At 61.9% G+C, this 1,525-nt stretch carries 2 protein-coding genes; both read right to left on the bottom strand.

Annotated elements, in window-relative coordinates:
* Positions 1–236 precede the first annotated feature (236 nt).
* Entirely contained in the window at positions 237–662 is a 426-nt protein-coding gene (locus EC86_RS29385) for a transposase (protein WP_198026728.1), read from the bottom strand.
* Between the two features lie 32 nt (positions 663–694).
* Positions 695–1,525 (bottom strand): transposase (locus tag EC86_RS25750; RefSeq protein WP_198026727.1); only part of this gene is annotated, 831 nt, incomplete at its 5' end.

The raw sequence follows: 1,525 nt of genomic DNA, 5'->3' as shown, positions 1-1,525 counted from the left end.
CCTGAATCCGTGAGTTCAAAAAACGCGGCCTGATTTTCAAACTGGAGTGGACAAATCCCGGTGGAATATGCCGTGCTGTCGCGTACTGAAGCGGTTTATGGCGACGCCATGAGGGCGGGCAAGGCGGTTTTCCCAGGTTTTGAGCAGCATGAAGATTTTCCAGCCCAGGGCTGAACATGCCGCGCTGCGCGCAGGCCAGGTAAATGGAGCATGGGGCAGCGCGAGGATTTGCGCTGCTACGCGGTTGCGAGTTGCCCGTAATGCCGGTCAAACACCGCAAAGCCACTGTCGTTCGCGCCCAGGCCGAGCACCCAACGCCCAGCATGGCGGATCATGCGGGCGGCTTTGAACATCATCTCGTGCAACACCGTCTTGATACGCCGGCGCTGGGCCGGGTGGCGCACGGGCGCATCGGGCTCGTTCAGGGTGTTTTGTCCAATCAGGCGCAGCAGGTTCATGGCGACCGCAGCGAGCCGACAGACCAGATAATTGGTGTCAAACTTGCCACTGGGCAGGCGCTCCAGGTCCATATCGGACTTGAACTCGGCGTGAAACTGCTCGTGCGTGGCGTGGTCGGCGTACAGCGCAATGATGTCTTTCGCCTCAAAGCGCTCGGGCAGCGTCGTCGTCCAGCCGTCGAGCACATATTCGGGCAGCAACAAAGCATTGCCGTACTTGTCGATCGTGCGCTCGGTCAGGCGGTAAACGCGCCGGGCCGGATTCGCTGGGTTGCCGACATCGACCAGATCGAGCCTATCCTGCCAGACGCACTCGCGTTTGCCCGGGCGCAGCGTCTGCCAGGCATTGTTCGGATCGCCCGCCTTTCCCACTGCCACCGTCTCAACTGGGGTCTTGCGCGGGTTCCACTTGATGATTGAGGAGCTATCTCGCGTCCAAGAGCCGCGCCCTGGGCCGAGATTTCCTGCATCAGCTTCAAAGAGCAAAAGCCCGAATCGGCACGCACCAGCAAAGGCCCCTTGACCAGGCTTGCCGCCAGGGGCAGCGCGCGTTCGAGGTTGTACTCGCTCTCCCGGGCCGAATGCTGCACGCCGGGGCGCAGCGCCAACTCTAGACAGTAACCCAGGCGGCCCAGGTACACCGCCAGCGGACAGTAACCATCAACCCCCGCGTAGGTACGCCCGACCAGTTCCTTTTGCGTGTCGCTGTTGTCCATCGCGAAGGTGTCCAGATCCACTGGCGTGTAGCCGCAGCCCAGCGCGCCAAAATCAATGGGCCGCCCTTCAATACGGCTGCCCAGCAGCGCCTGGTTGATCTGCGCGGCCAGTTCAAACCAGTCGCTGGCCTGGGTGTTCAGGCGCTGGCGCAGCGTCGGACTCGACGGCACCGCCTGCAACCCCAGCGCGCGCATGAAAAAAGCGTTACCCCGAAAGCTCTCGATGGCGTCAAAGTCGTTCTTGCCCAGGCACAGCAGCCCGAGGTAGCTCTTGAGGATGTCGCTATTGGCAATGCCCGAGCGGACCGGGAAGGCCGGATCGATCAGCGCGTTGATATTGATGCGCTTGAG

The sequence above is a fragment of the Polaromonas glacialis genome, from assembly GCF_000709345.1.
Taxonomy (GTDB): Bacteria; Pseudomonadota; Gammaproteobacteria; order Burkholderiales; family Burkholderiaceae_C; genus Polaromonas; species Polaromonas glacialis.
Note: the sequence above shows the minus strand (reverse complement) of the source record. Positions and strands in the feature narration are given on the sequence as shown.